Here is a 14,867-nt window from a genome sequence, read left to right on the forward strand (position 1 = left end):
TTCGAGCCGAAAGCGCACCGACAAGCCGCCGCCGTCAACCGGCCCGGCATCGACGAATGACCAGGGCGCGGTCCGCGCGAAGCCGTGCTTCGGCAACGGGCCTTCCGCCGCGAACTGCGGAAAGATCACCGGAATGCCGCCACGGATCGCGGCCGTCGGCCGGTAGTCGGTCAGGCCGCTGAGGTACAGGCGCTCAAGCCCGTCGACCGGCGTCCACGAGGTGATGTGCGCGCCATGGCGATGGACGCTGATGCGCGCGCCATCGGCGGCGACAAGATTCAGGATGGCGGCGTTGGTGTCGGGATGGTTCATGGGAAAGAGTGTGTCTGCTGGCGAGGCTGCAAGCGCTCCGCTAGTCTGCCCCGCCACCATCTGCTCAACCAAGCCCAGCCATGAAAATCGCCACCTGGAACGTCAACAGCCTGAAAGTCCGCTTGCCGCAGTTGCTGGCCTGGCTGGCGATTCAAGCCGAGACGGCGCCGATCGACATCATCGGCCTGCAGGAAACCAAGCTGACCGACGAGGCGTTTCCGGGTGCCGAACTCGAAGCCGCCGGCTGGCACTGGGCGCACGCCGGGCAGAAGACCTACAACGGCGTGGCGATCCTGTCGCGCTATCCGCTGCGCGATGTCAGCCGCGACATTCCCGGCTTCGACGACGAGCAGCGCCGGGTCATCGCCGCGACCATCGACACGCCGGATGGCCCGTTGCGCTACATCTGCGCCTACGTGGTCAACGGCCAGGCGCTGGGTTCCGAGAAGTACGCCTACAAGCTGCGTTTCCTCGCCGCGCTGCGCGACTACATCGCCGACGAACTGAGGCAGCATCCGCGGCTGGCCGTCGGCGGTGACTACAACATCGCGCCATTCCCGTCCGATACCCACGACCCGGCCACCTGGGAAGGCAACATCCTGTGCTCGGAGCCGGAACGCGATGGCTTCCGGGCACTGCTCGCGCTCGGCCTGGTCGATGCGTTCACCTTGTTCGAGCAGCCGCCGAACTCGTTCACCTGGTGGGATTACCGCGCCGCCGGCTTCCGCCGCAACCAGGGACTGCGCATCGATCACCTGCTGCTGTCGGCACCGCTGGCGCAGATCTGTACGGCGGCGGTCGCCGATCTGATTCCGCGCCGCAACGAGCGGCCCTCGGATCACGCACCGTTCATCGCGACCTTGCAGGGGAACTGACCGCTGATCCCCGGGGTCCATGCTGTCCGTCGATAAGACGGCTGCTTTGAGACCTGCTTCACAGGTCGCCGATGGCAAAGCCTTCGCCGGGCTGCATGCTACGCGCAGTCCAGAAGGCGTCCGCCTCCTGCCCCCAGCGACATCAGCCAGAGACCGAGCCCGCAATGGAATCGCGCCGGCGTAATCATTACGACGTTACCAACCAGATCTGCATTGCCGATCCGCATGATGTGCGCGACGAAGTCTCGCGGCTGCTGGTCGCGCATGATCCGCGGCTTGATGACGGCGTGCTCGATGCTGCATTCCTGACTTTCACGCGCCTGCATGCCGGCACCCTGCCCGGCTATGCCGCCGCCGACACGCTCTATCACGATGCCCAGCACAGCCTCGATTGCGCGCTGGGCACCGCGCGGCTGATCGACGGCCATGAGCGCGGCATGCCGGCCGCCGAGCGCATCGGCCCGCGGCGCGCACTGCTCGGCGTGTTGATTGCCCTGTTCCATGACTCGGGCTATGTCCGCCGCCGTGACGATCGCGCCAGCAATGGCGCGGCCTATACGCTGAGCCACGTCCAGCGCAGCGCCGAATTCCTGCAGCGGTTCCTGCCTAGTTTCGGCTTCGAACAGGAAGCGCTGCTCGCCGGCCGCATTGTCCATTTCACCGGCTACGAGATGGCGCTCGACGACATCGAAGTACGCGATCCGCGCGATCGCAGCCTCGGCTTCATGATCGCCAGTGCCGATCTGCTGGTGCAGACCGCCGACCGTTGCTATCTCGAGAAATGCCGGGATTTCCTCTATCCGGAATTCGAAGTCGCCGGGCTTGCCGGCCCGCGCCAGGCAGGCGGCCCCGAACCGCTTTACGCCGACCGCGACAGCCTGATGCGCGGCACGCCCGAGTTCAATGCGCGGCTGTGGCAGGACCGGCTCGACGGCTATTTCGGCGGCATCCATCGCCATCTCGGCACCCATTTCGAAGGCCGTTACGGCGGTCGCAATCCGTACCGGGACTGCATCGACGACAACCTGCGGCGCATCGGCCACGCGATCCGTCGCGGACACTTCGACGATCTGAGCCTGAGACCGCGTGCCATCGACGCCGCCTGCATGCGCCGCAAGCTCGGTCTGCGCGAGCAGATGGCCGCCTGAACCCCGCCATCAGGCCTCAACGAAAAGCGGCGCCCTGATCACTCGGGGCGCCGCTTTTTTTGTGCTCGCCAGCGACACGTGGATCGCGTCGCTGTCGTCGTTGGTGATCGGGTCGCTAGTCGCGCCGCTTCAGCAGCCGCACTTCGCCGCTGCCGACACCGCGCGGATCGGCGGCCGCTTCCAGCGTATCGCTGGCCGGACGCCAGAGCACCGCCTGGAGATTGCCGTAGGGGCTGTCGAGCAGTTTCAGTTCGTGGCCCATCGCGGTCAGGCGGCTGACTTCTTCCGGGCTGAAGGCGCCGGGTTCGTACTGCACGACATCCGGCAGGTATTGATGGTGGTAGCGCGGCGCGGCGACGATGGTTTTCACGTCGGCGCCGTTGACGAAGTTCAGCACCCCGAGCAGCACCATCGTCGCTATCCGGCTGCCGCCCGGCGTGCCGAGCACCAGCACGCCATTCGGGCCTTCGACGAAGGTCGGCGACATGGTCGACAGCGGCCGCTTGCGCGGTGCCACCAGATTCGCTTCCGAGCCGATCAGGCCATAGGCATTGCTGGCGGTGGTCGACGCCGCGAAGTCATCCATCTCGTCGTTCAGCAGAATCCCGGTGCCCGGCGCCATGTAGGCCGAGCCGAACGACAGGTTGATCGACATCGTTGCGGCGACGCGGTTGCCCTCGGCATCGATCACCGAAAAATGCGAGGTATTGGTGCCGCCGGGCGCCCCGAGCGGCGCCGGTGGCAGGCTCGCCGATGGCGTCGCCTTGTCGCGGACGATGCCTTTTGCCAGTTCCAGCGCATAGCTGCGCGAAGCCAGCCGAGCCAGCGGAATGCGGACGAAATCGGGATCGCCGAGCCAGGCGGCGCGGTCGCGATAGGCGCGGCGCAGCGCTTCGACGACCAAATGCTTGCCAACGCCGTCGCCGACATCCGACCAGCCGATCGCTTCGAGCTGCTGCAGGGTTTCGATCAGCGCCAGCCCCCCGGCCGACGGCGGCGGTGCGGAGACCAGCCGGTAATCGCGGAACCAGGTGACCATCGGCGAACGCTCGACGACCGTGTAGCGATGCAGGTCATCGGCGCTCCAGATGCCGCCAGCTTCGCTGACGCCAGCAAGCAACTGCTTCGCCGTTTCACCGTCGTAGAAGCCCGGCAAACCCTTGTCGGCGAGCCGCTTGATCACTGCCGCGAGATCGGTCTGACGCAGCTTCTGGCCAACCGTCGGCAGCTTGCCGCCGGGCATGAACACCGCGCGCGCGGCTGGCGAGAAACGAGTCTGGTTCTGCTCGATCGCCTTGACCAGCTTGGCGTCGACCGCGAAGCCGTCCTTCGCCAAGGCAATTGCCGGCGCCAGCGATTTTTCCAGTGGCAGCTTGCCGTACTTCTTGGCCAGATAGACCAGCGCGGCCGGTTCGCCGGGAATCCCCGCCGACAGCGGGCCATCGCGCGAAGCCTTGTCGATCGCCTTGCCGCTGGCGTCCTGGTACATCGTCGGCGTGGCGGCGAACGGCGCGACTTCGCGGCCATCGACCATGGTCTCGAAACGATCCGACGCGCGATGCAGCAGCCAGAAACCGCCGCCGCCGATGCCGGAACCAGTGGGCTCGACGACGGCAATCGCTGCCGTGATCGCGACGGCGGCATCGAAGGCGTTGCCACCGGCGGCGAGAATATCGAGCCCGGCCTTGGTCGCCAGCGGATGGGCACTGGCCACGGCATTGCCGGGCGGCTTGTCGGCAGCACTGACTGCAAAGCTGGCCGACAGCAGCAGGGCCAGCGACAGCAGAAAAATTCTGGCGGCGGCTAGGCCGTCGAAGCGGTGGCGAAAGACGATGGAAGTCACGCGGAGTTTCCTGTTGAGACCAGACCGCGCTCAGAGCTTGGCGGCAGTCAGCAGCCGGTATTTGGCCAGCAGCTGTTCGGGGCTTTCGACATGCAGCAGGTCGAGCGGAATGCAGTCCACCGGACAGACGGAGCGGCATTGCGGTTCATCGAAATGACCGACGCACTCGGTGCAGCGTTCAGGCGCGATCTCGTAGATTTCCGGCCCCTGGAAAATCGCCTGATTAGGGCAGGCCGGTTCGCAGACATCGCAATTGATGCATTCGTCGGTGATCGTCAGCGCCATGGGCCGATGATACGAGCCCTAACGAGTCTTGCGGCCGAAACGGGCGAGCAGCGACGGGATCACCGCTTTCGGCACCAGCTTCTTGACTGGCGCGCCGAGCCCCGTCAGTTCGCGGACCAGGCTCGACGACAGATGCGCATATTCCGGCGATGGTGCCAGCAGCACGGTATCGAGCGTCGGATAGAGATCGCGGTTCATCACCGCCATCTGCTTCTCGTATTCGACATCGCCGACATTGCGCACGCCACGGACCAGCACGGTCACGCCATGCTCCTTCGCGAAGTCGACGACCAGGCCGTTGAAACCGACGACTTCGACATTGACCAGATCGGTGACCGAGGCGCGGATCAGATCGCAGCGTTCCTCGAGCGTGAACTTGGGGTTCTTGGCGATGTTCGAGCCGACTGCGACGATCAGCTTCGGGAACATTCGCGAAGCGCGATGGATGATGTCGTTGTGACCCAGGGTGATCGGGTCGAAGGTGCCTGAGTAGGCGGCGATGACGCTCACGGTTGCGGCTCTCCCGGTGGCGCGTAAGTGAACAGGCCGTAGCTTACCTGCCCCGCGGTCTTTTCCTTGAGCATCGTGTAACCGGCCGGCAGCACCGGCGGCTGGCCCTTCGGCCATTCGAGGTACAGGCGGTTCAGTTCCTTCAACACTTTCGGCAGGCTGCCGAGCGTCGACGCCAGCAAGGTGCTGTCGTACGGCGGATCGACGAACACCAGATCGAAGCGCCGCGGTGTCGAGCGCAGGAAGGCAATGCCGTCGCCGCGGATCACCTCGCAACGGTCGACGACCTTCAGCTTGGCGACCGCCGTGCGGATCGCTTCGGCCTGGGCTCCGCCGGTCTCGGCGAAGCTGGCGTGCGACGCGCCGCGCGAGATCGCTTCCAGCCCGAGTGCGCCGCTGCCGGCGAACAGATCGAGCACGGTGCTGCCTTCGATGATCGGGCTCAGCCAGTCGAACACGGTCTGGCGCACGCGATCCGGCGTTGGACGCACACCGGCGTCAGCATCGAAATCGATCAGGCGGCTGCGGAATTCGCCGCCGATGATGCGCAGGCGGCCGAGGGGTCTTCTCATGGGATAAGGGGGAACGAAGGAAAGGGAGTGGCTTCAGCGGCCGAACTTGGGACCGATCGGCGACGGCGTATGCAGATCACCGTCCGGCGCCTTGCGCCGCGGTCGCGGCCCGGACGCGGCTGGCGGTTCACGTCCAGGCAGGGGCGGCGGCACGGCCGCAGACTTGCCCAGCGGTTCGATGATCAGGCGGTCGCCATCGCGGATCAGGCGCACGGACTCGCAGTCGAAACGCAGGTCCTTCGGCAGGCGGATCACCTGGACGACGCCGAGCTGGGTCAGCCGAACGACGGTGCCGGAGTCATCGACACCAGGACGCATGGCGCGCTTGCCCAGCGCCGGAGACGAAGTCGGGATTGCTTTCATCGTTTCAGGCCTGGGTGCCGCCGACGGTCATGTTGTCGAGACGCAAGGTCGGCTGGCCCACGCCCACCGGCACGCTCTGACCATCCTTGCCGCAGGTGCCGACGCCGCTGTCGAGCTTCAGATCATTGCCGACCATCGATACCCGGCTCATCGCTTCCGGACCGTTGCCGATCAGGGTCGCGCCCTTCACCGGGCGGGTGATCTTGCCGTCTTCGATCAGGTAGGCCTCGCTGGCCGAGAAGCTGAAGTTGCCGTTGGTGATGTCGACCTGGCCGCCGGCGAAGTTGACTGCGTACAGGCCCTTCTTGACCGACGCGATGATCTCGGCCGGATCGCTCTGGCCGGGCAGCATGTAGGTGTTGGTCATCCGCGGCATCGGCAGATGCGAGAACGATTCGCGGCGGCCGTTGCCGGTCGGCGCCATGCCCATCAGCCGGGCGTTCATCTTGTCCTGGATGTAGCCGCGCAGGATGCCGTTCTCGATCAGGGTCGTGCACTGCGTCGGCGTGCCTTCGTCGTCGAGGGTCAGCGAACCGCGCCGGCCTGGCAGCGTGCCGTCGTCGACGATCGTGCACAGCGGGCTGGCCACCTTCTGGCCGATGCGGCCCGAATACGCCGAGGTGCCCTTGCGATTGAAATCGCCTTCCAGGCCGTGGCCCACCGCTTCGTGGAGCAGGATGCCGGGCCAGCCGGGGCCCAGCACCACGGTCATCGCGCCGGCCGGCGCCGGCACCGCTTCGAGCAGCATCAGCGCCTGGCGCACGGCTTCGGCGGCATGGCGTTCGGCGGCGTCGCCAGCGAAGAAATCGCCATAGGCACCGCGACCGCCGCCGCCGCTGCCGGCCTGCTCGCGACGGCCGTTCGATTCGGCGATCACGGTGACATTCATCCGCACCAGCGGCCGGATGTCCGCCGCCAGCGTGCCGTCGGCAGCCGCGACCATAACGATGTCGTGCGTCGCCGCCAGCGACACCATCACCTGGGTGATGCGCGGATCGATCGCCCGCGCGGCAGCATCGGCGCGCTTCAGCAGCTCCAGCTTCTTCTCGGTCGGCCAGCTGTCGAGCGGGCTTTCGGCCGGATACAAGGCCTGCCGATTCGGCTGCACCAGCACACCGAGCGTATTGCTCTGGCCCGTGCGGACGATCGCCGTCGCCGCACCAGACGCATCGACCAGCGCCGGCAGCGACAGCTCATCGGAATACGCGAAGCCGGTCTTCTCGCCGCTGATCGCGCGCACGCCGACGCCCTGCTCGGTGTGGTTGGAACCGGACTTGACGATGCCGTCCTCAAAGAACCAGGACTCCGACACCGAGTTCTGGAAGTACAGATCGGCCGCGTCGATGCCTGGTTTCATCAAGCCGGACAGCACGCGCTGGATCGCGCCTTCATCGAGGGCAGCGGGTTCCAGCAAGGTGGCGCGGGCAAGCGTGAGAGCGGTGGTCATCGGCAGCGTTCGGGAAAGGAATGGGAGAAGGATGCGGGGGATCGCGCCAGATGCAAGCCCGGAGGCGCAGTCAGCAAGGGCTCAGACGCCAATCCGTCGCTGGGAAAGATTCGGAAATCCGGCGCGCAAACGATGCAGCGCCGGCACATCGACGCTGGCGGTGGCAACGCCCTCGCCTTCCGGCAAGCAGGCCAGCACCTCGCCCCAGGGGCCGACGATCATCGAATGTCCCCAGGTCTGGCGGCCACCGGAATGGGTGCCGGTTTCTCCCGGCGCCAGCACATAGACCTGATTCTCGATGGCCCGCGCCCGCAGCAGGATTTCCCAGTGCGCCAGCCCGGTCTTGGCGGTGAACGCCGCCGGCACGCACAGGATTTCAGCGCCACGCGCAGCCAGTTCGCGATACAGCTCGGGGAAGCGCAGGTCGTAGCAGACCGACAGGCCCAGCTTGCCGGCCGGCGTCTCGACGACTGCGAAACCGGCCGGATCGCCGTGGGCGATGGTCCGCGATTCGCGATAACGCTCGCCGCTGGCACTCGGCACGTCGACATCGAACAGATGGATCTTGTCGTAGCGCGCGCGCTGTACACCGCCGGCATCGAACACCAGGCTCGCGGCCCAGACTCTGCCGGGATCGCCATCGACGGCGACCGGCACGGTGCCGGCGACGATCCACAGGCCCAGCCGCTGCGCGGTTTCGGCCAGCCAGTCCTGGATCGGCCCGCGCCCGAAAGCTTCGGCGTGGGCCAGCTTGTCGGTCTCCTTGGCACCCATGATCGAGAAGTTCTCGGGCAGCGCCGCCAGCACCGCGCCGGCCTCGGCTGCTTCGGCAAGCAGGCGCGCAGCAGTCGCCAGATTGTCGGCAACCACCGGCGTGGAGTTCATCTGGATCGCCGAAATCATCGGCAGGATCGGCGGCGAATCGGGCGTGGGCTCAGCCATTGCGGGCATCGGCAGGCGTCGTGGTTGGGGCGGGGGCAGAGGCAGGGACAGCGCTGGGCGGGGCAGCGGGCGCTTCGCCGGCTTTCAGCACGGTGGGATCGTCCCAGCTGCCGGTGACACGGTAACTGAACCTGCCGATCTGGTTGAACGGTTTGTCGAACAACTGCTGGGCGACCAGCAGGATGCCGCCGGCAATCGGCCCGCCGAGCAGGGTTGCGCCGACGGTGACGCCGGTGGAGATGTCCGGGAACACGGTGACCTTCTGGTCGTAGTCGCGGGCGGCCAGGCCGATGCGGCCGCGCATCTCCACTTTCAGTGACGGGCCGTCGATGTTCAGATTGTCGGTCACCGCGTCACCGTCCGCGAGCTTGAAGCTGCCTTTCAGCTTGTCGAAGCCGAGGCCATCGGCGACCACATCGCGAAAATCGAACAGCAGCCGTCGCGGCAGCGCATACAGGTTGACCAGGCCGAGCACCCGGCCGGCGCCCGGCTCCACTGCTTTCAGCGAACCGCGATGGACGTCGATATCGATGGTCCCTGTGGCCTGCGACAGCTCCAGCCCGGCCGGCACCCGGGGCCAGATCACCGCGCCGCTGAAGTGGCTGGTTTCGGCGACCAGATTCGGCGTGTAGCCGAACACGCGTAGCACATCGCCGATGTCATTCGAATGCAGATCGAAGTTCAGATCGGCGCTGGAACCGTCGACGCCATCGAGCGCGCGGCGCAGCCAGAAGCCGCCGACCTTGGCCTCCAGCCGGCCACCAGCCAAGCTCAGGCGCTCGATTCGCTGGCCGTCGTCGACCCTCGCGGTAACCAGATTCAGATGGCCGAGATCGACCTCACCGAGGCTCAGACGCTGGATGTCGAGATCGAACATCGGCGCGCGGGTTGGATTGAACGGCGAGTCCGGCGGCACGGCGCCCGGCACGGTCGGCGGCAACGGCGGGAACGGTTCCAGCGCCAAGGCTTCCAGCCGGCCGACAACGCTGCCGCCGTCGGCCGGTTGCCAGCGCACTTCGCCAACCGCAGCACCGGTGGTGCGCACGACCACGCCATCGCCATCCGGCAGCGCGAGCAGCCGCGTGGCACCGAGCTGCAGGCGGCGCAGGCTCAGCTGTTTTGCAGCGATATCGGCACTCAGGAAGCGCGGGCCGCTGCTGCCGTTCGCCGAGGCTTGGCCGAAACCGCTCTCGGGGGCACCGAGCAAGGCGAGCCAGGCGCCAAGATCGAAGTAGTCCGGCGCGCCGCTGATGACCAGGCCTTCAGCGTCGGCACGCGGCATCGCCGGATCGCTACCGAGCCGCACCTCGATGCCATGCGGCCGGGTCGCACCGCCGCTGTCGGCACCATTGTTGGAGCTGGCCTCGACGAAGCGCAGGCCGGCATGCAGTTCATCGGCGATCCGGATGCCGATCCGGGTCGCGCCGTTGTCACCGCTCAGATCGATCGCCACCGGCAAGGCCGAACCAGCGCTCTTGGTCAGCGGCGTCGGCAGGCTGGACGTCACGCCCTGCAGATCGGTGGCCAGCGACAGATGACCGTTGTCCGGCCCGCCGAGCGGCAGTCGCACGGTCATCGTCGTGCTGCCGCTCAGGCCGTTGCGCAGCCAGACCGGAATGAAAGTACCGGACAGACCGTCGCCGCGGCCCGGTTCAAGCTCGAAGGCGGCGGTCAGCAAGGGCTGAGCGTCGACAGCGCTGATCTGGGCCACAACGTCGGTGTCGTAGAGCCGGGCGGCGAGCCGTTCGGCGCTGATCGACTTGCCGTAGTCCAGCTCGCCGTTGAGGCCGCGCAAGGGCTCCTGCAGGCCGTGCACGAGCAGTTCGGCATCGTGCAGGCTGAGCACGCCGCTGGCATCGATCGGCGGCTGCGGAATGTTCAGCGGCATCCGCAGTGCCAAGGTCGCTGAGGCCGGGCCGCTGGCCTCGGTGCGGGTCAGCAGACCGGAGACGCGGGTCTTCAGCGGCGAGTCGCGCAGCAGCCGGTACAGATTCGCGGCATCACCCTCGAAGGCCCCATCGAGCACCAGCGCCGGCACGAAGAAATCGGCGATTTCGGCGTGCAGACGAGTCACGGTCAGATCGCTGATCCGCCCTTCGCTGGCATCGATATCCAGGCCGCCATCATGGAAGTGCAGATCGGCCGCCATCGCTACTGCCGCTGGCCAGTCCGGCGCAAACGCCAACACGCCATCGCGCACCTTGACCTTGAGTTCCCAGCGCAGGGTCGGATGGTTGTCGGCATCGCGCGGCGTCAGCGGCGCGTCGATCAGCAATTCGCCGGAGGTGACCTTCGCTTCGCGCACCGCCCGGTCCAGCCATTCGCGGTTGTGCTCGCTCCAGTTCTTCGGCATCCAGGGCTTCAGCGCGGTGACGTCGTCGGCTTTCACATCCAGCCGCAACTTCAGATCCGGCACCCGGTCGGCATGCAGATTCAGCGCGACGCTGCCCTTGACCTCGGCGCTGCCGAGCACCAGATCGACCGCCGGCGCCGACAGCAGCCAGTCCTCGCCGCTGCGTTGCCAGTGCAGCTCACCGCGCAAGGCATCGAGCGGCAGCGATTGATCGAAGGCCCGCGGCAGATGTACGGCGACGGCAGTTCCGGCGAGGCGGATCTCGCCACTGTCGCGCGTCACGACCAGATCACCGGCGATGCCGGAAACGCCGTCCTGCTCGGCACGGCTGATCAGGCCGACGCCGACCAGCTTTGCCTGCACGGCCAGCGCGCCCGGCTGATCCTCGAGCCGCGGGCCCAGGGTCACGCTCAGCGCCTGCAGATCGCCTTCGGCATCACGCAGCCGCGCCATGGTCTCCGGCAGCTCACGCCAGGCCGTCAGCCATGGAGCGATGTCATCGAGACGCAGCAGCGGCAGCTTCAGCGTCTTGCTGCCATCGGCGGCCTGCACCGCTTCCAGCCCGGCCAGCGACCACGGCCCGCGCGTGCCGCTCAGATCGGCTTTCGACAGGCTCAGGCGCCAGCCGTCGGGAACAGGTTCGACGCGAGCATCGACATCGATGGCGGCGATTCGCGCCAGCGGCGCATCTTCAGTCCGCGCGATGACTTCGCGCGCCTGCGCGATGAATTGCATCACGCCGAGCTTGCCGGCCTCGATCCGACCCTCGGCACTCAGCTGGGCGTCATCAAGCGCGATCTGCACGCCGGGCTTCAGCGCCGGCTTGAGCCAGGGCCAGCCGGCAACATCCTCGACCTTCAAGGTCCAGTCGCCGGCGAGCGTATCGAGCTGGCCGGGGTCGCCGGTGATCAGGGCCGTCAGCCGGGCGCGCCGGGCCAGCTCGGCCGGCGGACGCAGCACGGCGTTGAGCGCGTAGCCGGAATTGCCGTGGCGTAGTTGCGCTTCATCGAGCACGAAATCGAGCGGCGCGGCATCCGCCAATCGCACATCGAGCAAACGCAGGCTGCAGTTGCGCAGGCGCAGTTCGGTATAGCGCGCAAGGTCATCGACCAGCGCGTGATTGCCCGTGTCTTTCAAGGTGACGCCGTCGAGCGTCAGATGGCCGTCGGCATCGGCATGGGCGACCAGTTGCAGACCTTCAGCCTCGATGCGATCCGGTACTCGTGGGCCGGCAATCAGGCGGCCGAGGCTGAGGCCCAGCCGAAGCTTGGGCGCCTTGAGCAACGCAGCGCCGCTGTCATCGAGCAGCGCCAGATCGCGCAGTTCCAGGGTCGGGCTCAAGCCTCGCCAGGTCAGCGCCATGGTGCCGATCCGGGTGGGATGGCCGACGCTGGCGGTGACGAAACGCTCGACATCGCCGCGATAGCCGGGCACCGCATCGATCAGCAGGCGAAAGCCGAGGCTGATCGTCGCAACCGTGATCAGCAGCACCGCCAGCACGGTGATCAGCCGCGTCCACCAACGCTTGGCGACGAGCTTCACGCTTCGCTTTCGCTCAACGAGTGGTCAGTGGCTAGTGACCAGTGGCCAGAAAATAAAAGCCGGACCTTGCCCTTGCTGCTGTTCCGACCAGTGACCACTGACCACTGACCACTGCTGCACCTCACACCGGCACCACGTCGAACGTCTCCTGCGAGTAATGCGACTCGGCCTGCAGCTTGATCGGCCGCTTCAGGCTCGCTTCAAGCTCGGCCAGGCCGCCGCTCTGCTCTTCCTGCAGGCGCTCGATGACTTTCGGATGGGCCAGCACCAGGAAGGCTTTCGGCTCGTAGAGGCGCGCGGCGCGCTGCACTTCGCGGGCGATCTCGTGGCAGATGGTTTCCACCGTCTTCACCACGCCACGGCCATCGCAGACCGCACAAGGCTCGCAAAGAATGTGGCCGAGGCTTTCGCGGGTGCGCTTGCGAGTCATCTCGACCAGGCCCAGCGGCGAGAACGGATAGACGTGGGTGCGCGCCGAATCGTGGGCGATTTCCTTTTCCAGGGTGCGCAGCACCTGGGCGCGATGCTCCTCGGCTTTCATGTCGATGAAATCGATGATGATGATGCCGCCGAGGTTGCGCAGGCGCAGCTGGCGGGCAATCGAGCCGGCCGCTTCGAGATTGGTCTTGAGGATGGTTTCCTCAAGATTGCGATGACCGGTGAAGGCGCCGGTGTTGACGTCGATGGTGGTCATCGCTTCGGTCTGATCGATGATCAGATGACCGCCGGATTTCAGATCGACCTTGCGATCGAGCGCGCGATTCAGTTCGTCCTCGACGCCATACAGATCGAAGATCGGCGCATGGCCGCTGTAGGCCTCGATCTTCGACGCCGCCGATGGCACGAACACCTTGGCGAACTGCTGCACGCGGCGCGCTTCCTCGGCGGAATCGATGCGGATGCGCTCGACCGCGGTGCCGAGCAGATCACGCAGAATGCGCATCGACAGCGGCAGATCGCCGTGCACCAGATGGCCGGGCTTGGCGAACTGGGTCTGCTGATTGACGCTGGCCCACAGCCGGGTCAGGAAGCTCAGGTCCTGACGCAGACCGTCTTCGTCCGCACCTTCCGCCGCGGTGCGGGCGATCACGCCCCAGTTCGGCGACAGCTCCGGCACCAGCTTTTCGAGCAGCCCCTTGAGCCGCGAACGCTCGCTTTCGTCCTCGATGCGGGCCGACACGCCGACATGCTTCTCGAACGGCATCAGCACCAGATAGCGCGACGGGATCGACAGTAAGGTGGTCAGCCGCGCGCCCTTGGTGCCCATCGGATCCTTGAGGATCTGCACCAGCACTTCCTGACCTTCATGGAGCAGCTTCTCGACCGGCGGCAACGGCCCGGCGTGCGCTTCGCTGGCGATCATGTCGGCGACGTGCAGGAAGGCGGTGCGGTCGAGCCCGAGGTCGACGAACGCAGCCTGCATGCCCGGCAGCACCCGCACCACGACGCCCTTGTAGATGTTGCCGACCAGGCCGTGGCGCGCGGCGCGCTGTACGTAAATCTCCTGCGTCGCGCCGCCTTCGACCAGAGCCACGCGGGTTTCCTGCGGGCCGATGTTGACGAGGATTTCGGTGCTCATTGCGAACGAGGCGATATCGGTAAGGCGCGAGGTAGCCCGGTTCCGACACCGAAGCGGCCCAGCAATTCCGCCGTCTCGTACAGCGGCAGGCCGACGACGCCGGTATAGCTGCCTTCGATCCTGCGCACCCAGCGCGCGGCATGGCCCTGAATGCCGTAGGCGCCAGCCTTGTCGAGCGGCTCGCCGCTGGCGGCGTAAGCGCGGGCATCGGCTGCAGCGATGGCACCGAACACCACTTCCGTAATGGTCCAGATCGTTTCCAGCCTTTCGCCAGCGACAACGGCCACCGCGCTGACCACTTGGTGGCTGCGCCCGGCGAGGCGCATCAGCATCGCCACGGCGTCATCGGCATCGCGCGGCTTGCCGAGGATCACGCCGTCGATCGCGACATCGGTATCGGCACCGAGCACCGGAATCGGCAAGCGCGCGTGGGCGGCACCGGCGCGGGCTTTGGCCGTCGCGGTCTCCAGTGCGTAGGCTAGCGGCGACTGGCCGGGCTTCGGCTGCTCCGGCACATCGGCGGCGATCACGGCATGGCTTACGCCAAGCGCGGCGAGGAATTCGGCGCGACGGGGTGAACGCGATGCGAGGTAGAGCTGGACCGACATCGACGGCAAGGGAGCTAAATGGGGGAATGATCAAGGTTCCCGGCATTGTCGGCGATTCCCGCTTCGGCTGTGAATCGGGCCGCGAGAGGCCCGGCGGCGCGCTCAGTTGGCCTTTGCCGGCCGCAGTTCGCGATAACGCTGGATGTCGCGCGTGAAGTCCGTGCTGATCTTTTCGCGCTCACTGCGGATGCGTTTCATCGCACCGGTATGATCGATCTTCGCGGCGTTGAACTCGTCGATCCTGGGACGCAGCTTCGGTTCGGCGGCGACTCTTCGGTTCAGGTCGGTGAGCGTGGCTTCGGTATCGCCGAGCGCCTTCTCAGCCAGTACCAGACGACCGTCGAGCGCGCCGATGCGTTCGTCCCGGGTCCGTTCGATGTCGGCCACGCTGGTGTAGGACTGCAGCAGGTAATGATCGTAGGCGAGCGCCTGTTCGCGCTCGCGCTGGGTCCGGGTTTCGACTTCGACCTGGGCCGCCGATTTCTGCC

13 protein-coding genes and 1 pseudogene are annotated in these 14,867 nt (G+C 66.6%); 2 read left to right on the forward strand and 12 right to left on the reverse strand.

What is annotated here, in order from left to right; genetic code table 11:
* Window positions 1–312 (reverse strand): annotated as a pseudogene (locus Q0D45_RS08005) (D-hexose-6-phosphate mutarotase); the annotation flags it as partial.
* 80 nt (window positions 313–392) lie between these two features.
* Between Q0D45_RS08005 and xth the strand changes: the two are divergent.
* Complete coding sequence (gene xth, locus Q0D45_RS08010) at window positions 393–1,187, forward strand: exodeoxyribonuclease III (RefSeq protein ID WP_293390983.1); 795 nt, start codon at window positions 393–395, stop codon at window positions 1,185–1,187.
* Window positions 1,188–1,351: 164 nt separating this feature from the next.
* Window positions 1,352–2,335: a hypothetical protein gene (locus Q0D45_RS08015; protein WP_293390986.1), complete on the forward strand. Its 984-nt coding sequence runs from the start codon at window positions 1,352–1,354 to the stop codon at window positions 2,333–2,335.
* A gap of 115 nt (window positions 2,336–2,450) precedes the next feature.
* On the opposite strand, the gene ggt is transcribed toward Q0D45_RS08015, so the two are convergent.
* The 11 genes from ggt to Q0D45_RS08070 form a co-directional block, all read right to left on the reverse strand.
* Complete coding sequence (ggt, locus tag Q0D45_RS08020; protein ID WP_293390989.1) at window positions 2,451–4,178, reverse strand: gamma-glutamyltransferase; 1,728 nt, start codon at window positions 4,176–4,178, stop codon at window positions 2,451–2,453.
* A gap of 30 nt (window positions 4,179–4,208) precedes the next feature.
* Window positions 4,209–4,463 carry a YfhL family 4Fe-4S dicluster ferredoxin gene (locus tag Q0D45_RS08025; protein ID WP_293390992.1) on the reverse strand — a complete coding sequence of 85 codons (255 nt, stop codon included), beginning with the start codon at window positions 4,461–4,463 and terminating at the stop codon, window positions 4,209–4,211.
* Between the two features lie 18 nt (window positions 4,464–4,481).
* Entirely contained in the window at window positions 4,482–4,973 is a 492-nt protein-coding gene (gene coaD / locus Q0D45_RS08030) for a pantetheine-phosphate adenylyltransferase (protein ID WP_293390994.1), read from the reverse strand.
* Window positions 4,970–5,545: a 16S rRNA (guanine(966)-N(2))-methyltransferase RsmD gene (rsmD, locus tag Q0D45_RS08035; RefSeq protein ID WP_293390997.1), complete on the reverse strand. Its 576-nt coding sequence runs from the start codon at window positions 5,543–5,545 to the stop codon at window positions 4,970–4,972. The genes coaD and rsmD overlap by 4 nt, the downstream gene beginning before the upstream one ends.
* A gap of 33 nt (window positions 5,546–5,578) precedes the next feature.
* Window positions 5,579–5,908: a hypothetical protein gene (locus Q0D45_RS08040; protein ID WP_293391000.1), complete on the reverse strand. Its 330-nt coding sequence runs from the start codon at window positions 5,906–5,908 to the stop codon at window positions 5,579–5,581.
* 4 nt (window positions 5,909–5,912) lie between these two features.
* On the reverse strand, window positions 5,913–7,355 hold the full coding sequence (gene tldD / locus Q0D45_RS08045) for a metalloprotease TldD (RefSeq protein WP_293391003.1): 1,443 nt from the start codon (window positions 7,353–7,355) through the stop codon (window positions 5,913–5,915).
* 81 nt (window positions 7,356–7,436) lie between these two features.
* The gene (locus Q0D45_RS08050; protein WP_293391006.1) at window positions 7,437–8,297 is read right to left on the reverse strand and encodes a carbon-nitrogen hydrolase family protein; all 861 of its coding nucleotides are present in this window, start codon (window positions 8,295–8,297) and stop codon (window positions 7,437–7,439) included.
* A complete protein-coding gene (locus Q0D45_RS08055) occupies window positions 8,290–12,192 on the reverse strand; it encodes a YhdP family protein (protein ID WP_293391009.1) in 3,903 nt (1,300 codons plus the stop codon). Before Q0D45_RS08055 ends, Q0D45_RS08050 begins: the two co-directional genes overlap by 8 nt.
* A gap of 121 nt (window positions 12,193–12,313) precedes the next feature.
* Window positions 12,314–13,771: a ribonuclease G gene (gene rng, locus Q0D45_RS08060; protein WP_293391012.1), complete on the reverse strand. Its 1,458-nt coding sequence runs from the start codon at window positions 13,769–13,771 to the stop codon at window positions 12,314–12,316.
* Window positions 13,768–14,379 carry a nucleoside triphosphate pyrophosphatase gene (locus tag Q0D45_RS08065; protein WP_293391015.1) on the reverse strand — a complete coding sequence of 204 codons (612 nt, stop codon included), beginning with the start codon at window positions 14,377–14,379 and terminating at the stop codon, window positions 13,768–13,770. The genes rng and Q0D45_RS08065 overlap by 4 nt, the downstream gene beginning before the upstream one ends.
* A gap of 102 nt (window positions 14,380–14,481) precedes the next feature.
* Window positions 14,482–14,867, reverse strand: a 386-nt coding sequence (locus Q0D45_RS08070; RefSeq protein WP_293391018.1) for a hypothetical protein, incomplete at its 5' end; no start/stop codon positions are given.

The organism is Nevskia sp. (assembly GCF_023266035.1).
Taxonomy (GTDB): Bacteria; Pseudomonadota; Gammaproteobacteria; order Nevskiales; family Nevskiaceae; genus Nevskia.

What these genes read in the sequence shown, in the direction of transcription:
- Q0D45_RS08040 (WP_293391000.1), bottom strand. Translation starts at nt 5,908, where the DNA reads ATGAAAGCAATCCCGACTTCGTCTCCGGCGCTGGGCAAGCGCGCCATG.
- xth (WP_293390983.1), top strand. Translation starts at nt 393, where the DNA reads ATGAAAATCGCCACCTGGAACGTCAACAGCCTGAAAGTCCGCTTGCCG.
- rng (WP_293391012.1), bottom strand. Translation starts at nt 13,771, where the DNA reads ATGAGCACCGAAATCCTCGTCAACATCGGCCCGCAGGAAACCCGCGTG.
- tldD (WP_293391003.1), bottom strand. Translation starts at nt 7,355, where the DNA reads ATGACCACCGCTCTCACGCTTGCCCGCGCCACCTTGCTGGAACCCGCT.
- rsmD (WP_293390997.1), bottom strand. Translation starts at nt 5,545, where the DNA reads ATGAGAAGACCCCTCGGCCGCCTGCGCATCATCGGCGGCGAATTCCGC.
- Q0D45_RS08065 (WP_293391015.1), bottom strand. Translation starts at nt 14,379, where the DNA reads ATGTCGGTCCAGCTCTACCTCGCATCGCGTTCACCCCGTCGCGCCGAA.
- Q0D45_RS08050 (WP_293391006.1), bottom strand. Translation starts at nt 8,297, where the DNA reads ATGGCTGAGCCCACGCCCGATTCGCCGCCGATCCTGCCGATGATTTCG.
- Q0D45_RS08025 (WP_293390992.1), bottom strand. Translation starts at nt 4,463, where the DNA reads ATGGCGCTGACGATCACCGACGAATGCATCAATTGCGATGTCTGCGAA.
- Q0D45_RS08015 (WP_293390986.1), top strand. Translation starts at nt 1,352, where the DNA reads ATGGAATCGCGCCGGCGTAATCATTACGACGTTACCAACCAGATCTGC.